2 tRNA genes and 3 rRNA genes are annotated in these 5,518 nt (G+C 47.2%); all 5 read right to left on the bottom strand.

Annotated elements, in window-relative coordinates:
- Positions 1 to 8 precede the first annotated feature (8 nt).
- A 5S ribosomal RNA gene (gene rrf, locus AC4FQ5_RS19475) occupies positions 9 to 116 on the bottom strand.
- Between the two features lie 203 nt (positions 117 to 319).
- Positions 320 to 3,079: ribosomal RNA gene (locus AC4FQ5_RS19470) — 23S ribosomal RNA — on the bottom strand.
- Positions 3,080 to 3,234: 155 nt separating this feature from the next.
- Positions 3,235 to 3,308 (bottom strand) — tRNA-Ala (locus AC4FQ5_RS19465).
- An 88-nt stretch (positions 3,309 to 3,396) separates the two neighbouring features.
- Positions 3,397 to 3,470, bottom strand: a tRNA-Ile gene (locus tag AC4FQ5_RS19460).
- A 217-nt stretch (positions 3,471 to 3,687) separates the two neighbouring features.
- A 16S ribosomal RNA gene (locus tag AC4FQ5_RS19455) occupies positions 3,688 to 5,204 on the bottom strand.
- The 16S, 23S and 5S rRNA genes sit together here with 2 tRNA genes alongside, the layout of an rRNA operon.
- Positions 5,205 to 5,518 lie beyond the last annotated feature (314 nt).

Raw genomic sequence — 5,518 nt, 5'->3', positions numbered from 1 at the left:
AAAAAAAAGACTGGCGGCGACCTACTCTCCCGCTTTCGCAGTACCATCGGCGCTGGTGGGCTTAACTTCTGTGTTCGGAATGGGAACAGGTGAGCCCCACCGCTAAAACCACCCTAAAGGTTGTATATAAGATATCAGAGGTGAGATTTCAGATTTCAGACTTTTAAGGGTCTGTTATCTGATGTCTTATCTGACATCTGTTTTAATCGATAAAAACAGTCACAAAGAAAAAACCTTGCTTGCACTTACAAGACGCTTGAGTTAGGTTTATAATTTTTTAAATGATTACTCATTGATGATTATATGTATACCTGTAATAGGCTATAAATCTACGGGTAATTAGTACTACTCGGCTATGCTGTTACCAACTTTACACCTGTAGCCTATCAACGTCGTCATCTCCAACGACCCTTAAAAGATGTCTCATCTTGAGGCGAGTTTCGCACTTATATGCTTTCAGTGCTTATCTCTTCCAAACGTAGCTACTCAGCGGTGCTCCTGGCGGAACAACTGATACACCAGAGGTTTGTTCAATTCGGTCCTCTCGTACTAGAATCAAGCCCTCTCAAACATCTAACGCCCGCAATAGATAGAGACCGAACTGTCTCACGACGTTCTGAACCCAGCTCGCGTGCCACTTTAATGGGCGAACAGCCCAACCCTTGGGACCTTCTCCAGCCCCAGGATGTGACGAGCCGACATCGAGGTGCCGAACCTCCCCGTCGATGTGAGCTCTTGGGGGAGACTAGCCTGTTATCCCCGGAGTACCTTTTATCCTATGAGCGATGGCCCTTCCATACGGAACCACCGGATCACTATGTCCTGCTTTCGCACCTGATCGACTTGTAGGTCTCACAGTCAAGCACCCTTATGCCATTACACTCTACGCACGGTTACCAAGCGTGCTGAGGGTACCTTTGAAAGCCTCCGTTACTCTTTTGGAGGCGACCACCCCAGTCAAACTACCCACCACGCAGTGTCCTTCTAAAAGAAGTTAGGCTCCAAGTAAGTAAAGGGTGGTATTTCAACGTTGACTCCACAAACACTAGCGTGCCTGCTTCAAAGTCTCCCACCTATCCTACACATTACTTACTCAAAGTCAATACGAAGTTATAGTAAAGGTTCACAGGGTCTTTTCGTCCCATTGCGGGTAAACGGCATCTTCACCGTTACTACAATTTCACAGAGCTCATGGTTGAGACAGTGCCCAGATCGTTACACCATTCGTGCAGGTCGGAACTTACCCGACAAGGAATTTCGCTACCTTAGGACCGTTATAGTTACGGCCGCCGTTTACTGGGGCTTCAGTCAAACGCTTCGCATTGCTGCTAACGCCCTTCCTTAACCTTCCAGCACCGGGCAGGTGTCAGACCCTATACAGCATCTTTCGATTTAGCAGAGTCCTGTGTTTTTGATAAACAGTCGCCTGGGCCTCTTCACTGCGGCCACCATTGCTGATGGCGTCTCTTCTTCCGAAGTTACGAGACTATTTTGCCTAGTTCCTTAACCATGATTCACTCTAGCACCTTAGGATTCTCTCCTCGACTACCTGTGTCGGTTTTGGTACGGGTTGCTTCACTTCGGCTTTTCTTGGAAGCACTTTCCCTGCAGCAGCTTCGCCCGAAGGCTAGGCCTTGACTATTCCGTCAGTCTCCAGCAGGTACGGCACTCCGTCCCCTTTTTAGTGTGAGCAAGTATGGGAATATTAACCCATTGTCCATCCACTACCCCTTTCGGGTTCGCGTTAGGTCCCGACTAACCCTCAGCTGATTAGCATGGCTGAGGAAACCTTAGTCTTTCGGTGAGGGGGTTTCTCGCCCCCTTTATCGTTACTTATGCCTACATTTTCTTTTCTGTACGCTCCACAATGGCTCGCGCCACTGCTTCTGTGCAAACAGAATGCTCCCCTACCAGATACAACCCTAGGTTGTAAATCCATAGCTTCGGTACTCTATTTATGCCCGATTATTATCCATGCCGGACCGCTCGACTAGTGAGCTGTTACGCACTCTTTAAATGAATGGCTGCTTCCAAGCCAACATCCTAGCTGTCAATGCAGTCCAACCGCGTTGCTTCAACTTAATAGAGATTTGGGGACCTTAGCTGTTGGTCTGGGTTCTTTCCCTCTCGGACACGGACCTTAGCACCCGCGCCCTCACTGCCGTGGAACATTTATTAGCATTCGGAGTTTGTCAGGAATTGGTAGGATTTGACTCCCCCGCATCCAATCAGTAGCTCTACCTCTAATAAACTTATACACGACGCTGCACCTAAATGCATTTCGGGGAGTACGAGCTATCTCCCAGTTTGATTGGCCTTTCACCCCTACCCACAGGTCATCCGAAGACTTTTCAACGTCAACCGGTTCGGTCCTCCACTTTGTGTTACCAAAGCTTCAACCTGCCCATGGGTAGATCACAAGGTTTCGCGTCTAATACTACTAACTATGCGCCCTATTCAGACTCGCTTTCGCTCCGGCTCCGGACCTGAAGTCCTTAACCTCGCTAGTAACATTAACTCGTAGGCTCATTATGCAAAAGGCACGCCGTCACCCAACTTGTGGGCTCCGACCGCTTGTAGGCGTACGGTTTCAGGTTCTATTTCACCCTTCTATTCGAAGTGCTTTTCACCTTTCCTTCACAGTACTTGTTCACTATCGGTCTTTCAGGAGTATTTAGCCTTGGAGGATGGTCCCCCCATATTCAGACAGGATTTCACGTGTCCCGCCCTACTCATTTATCATCTAAATATACCTTTCATATACGGGGCTATCACCCTCTATGGCTGTTCTTTCCAGAACATTCTATTAAATATATAAAGACTTTTGGGCTAATCCGCGTTCGCTCGCCACTACTTACGGAATCTCTTCGATTTCTTTTCCTCCGGGTACTTAGATGTTTCAGTTCTCCGGGTTTGCTCCTCTTGCGAGGTGACATGTCTTCAACATGCCGGGTTGCCCCATTCGGACATCTCGGGATCAATTCGTGTGTGCCGATCCCCCGAGCTTTTCGCAGCTTACCGCGTCCTTCTTCGCCTCTGAAAGCCTAGGCATCCGCCATACGCCCTTAACGATTTCTTTCCTATTGGTACTCAAGCACTCGTAAGTGCTCGGTTTTTTCTTTGTGATATTTTTACCGTTAATGTCAATGATCTTAAATTCTTTCTGCTCGTCTGATCAATGGATATTTGTTTTGGCTCTATCCATCGTACTTTTAAATCAAACTTACAAAACTGTGGAGAATAAGGGAGTCGAACCCTTGACCTCCTGCGTGCAAGGCAGGCGCTCTAGCCAGCTGAGCTAATTCCCCCTCTAGTAGACTTCAGAAGTCAGATAATAGATTTCAGACTTAATGTCTGATGTCTCATATCTGATGTCTTCCCGTCTTTTACAATTAGTAGTCTCGGGCAGGCTCGAACTGCCGACCTCTACATTATCAGTGTAGCGCTCTAACCAGCTGAGCTACGAGACTTTGTTTTAGATGTTAGATTTTAGACATTAGATGTTAGACTAATTTCTAACTTCTAATTCCTAACTTCTTTTTCTAAATCTCTCCCTCTGATACTAATTTCTAGTGGGTGTTGTATTTTTATAATATATCAACCAAATAAAAAACTAAAACGTTTCTTTAAGCAAGTACATGGTACATTTAAGTACCTTTTATTTGTTTAACGTCGAATGACGCTCTAAAATGAGATGTTCCAGCCGCACCTTCCGGTACGGCTACCTTGTTACGACTTAGCCCTAGTTACCTGTTTTACCCTAGGCAGCTCCTGTTACGGTCACCGACTTCAGGTACCCCAGACTTCCATGGCTTGACGGGCGGTGTGTACAAGGCCCGGGAACGTATTCACCGCGCCATGGCTGATGCGCGATTACTAGCGATTCCAGCTTCATAGAGTCGAGTTGCAGACTCCAATCCGAACTGAGACCGGCTTTCGAGATTCGCATCTATTCGCATAGTAGCTGCCCTCTGTACCGGCCATTGTATTACGTGTGTGGCCCAAGGCGTAAGGGCCGTGATGATTTGACGTCATCCCCACCTTCCTCTCTACTTGCGTAGGCAGTCTCACTAGAGTCCCCAACTGAATGATGGCAACTAGTGACAGGGGTTGCGCTCGTTGCAGGACTTAACCTAACACCTCACGGCACGAGCTGACGACAACCATGCAGCACCTTGAAAATTGTCCGAAGAAAAGCACATTTCTGCGCCTGTCAATTCCCATTTAAGCCTTGGTAAGGTTCCTCGCGTATCATCGAATTAAACCACATAATCCACCGCTTGTGCGGGCCCCCGTCAATTCCTTTGAGTTTCATTCTTGCGAACGTACTCCCCAGGTGGCTAACTTATCACTTTCGCTTAGTCTCTGAATCCGAAGACCCAAAAACGAGTTAGCATCGTTTACGGCGTGGACTACCAGGGTATCTAATCCTGTTCGCTCCCCACGCTTTCGTCCATCAGCGTCAGTTAAAACATAGTGACCTGCCTTCGCAATTGGTGTTCTAAGTAATATCTATGCATTTCACCGCTACACTACTTATTCCAGCCACTTCTACTTTACTCAAGACCCGCAGTATCAATGGCAGTTTCATAGTTAAGCTATGAGATTTCACCACTGACTTACGAGCCCGCCTACGGACCCTTTAAACCCAATAAATCCGGATAACGCTTGCACCCTCCGTATTACCGCGGCTGCTGGCACGGAGTTAGCCGGTGCTTATTCATACTGTACCTTCAGCTACTTACACGTAAGTAGGTTTATCCCAGTATAAAAGAAGTTTACAACCCATAGGGCCGTCGTCCTTCACGCGGGATGGCTGGATCAGGCTCTCACCCATTGTCCAATATTCCTCACTGCTGCCTCCCGTAGGAGTCTGGTCCGTGTCTCAGTACCAGTGTGGGGGATCACCCTCTCAGGCCCCCTAAAGATCACTGACTTGGTGAGCCGTTACCTCACCAACTATCTAATCTTGCGCGTGCCCATCTCTATCCACCGGAGTTTTCAATAATAAACGATGCCGTTCATTATATTATGGGGTATTAATCTTCCTTTCGAAAGGCTATCCCCCAGATAAAGGCAGGTTGCACACGTGTTCCGCACCCGTGCGCCGCTCTCAAAGATCCGAAGATCTTCTACCGCTCGGCTTGCATGTGTTAGGCCTCCCGCTAGCGTTCATCCTGAGCCAGGATCAAACTCTCCATTGTATGTTTGTCCGCACTCACTCAAAGTTTTGACGCTTTAGTTTTTCCTTACTTGGTTGTTATATCTATTTTTCAATGATCTCTTCTCTTCCGCTTCCTCAGCTACCCTTTTCTGTCGTTGGGCTTTGCCGTATTTGCGTGTGCAAAAGTAAAACTTTATTTCTAATTGACCAAATGTTTCCTGAAGAAAATTTGAAGTTTTTTTAGTAACCACAAACCCCTCTTTTCAACACCTAATCTATCCACTCCTGCGCTCCCCGTATCGGGACTGCAAAGATAAAAACTTTTTCCAAACTCACAAAATTTATTTACCTAAA

This window comes from Chryseobacterium sp. DT-167 (assembly GCF_058310155.1).
This window is presented reverse-complemented; position numbering and strand designations above follow the sequence as displayed.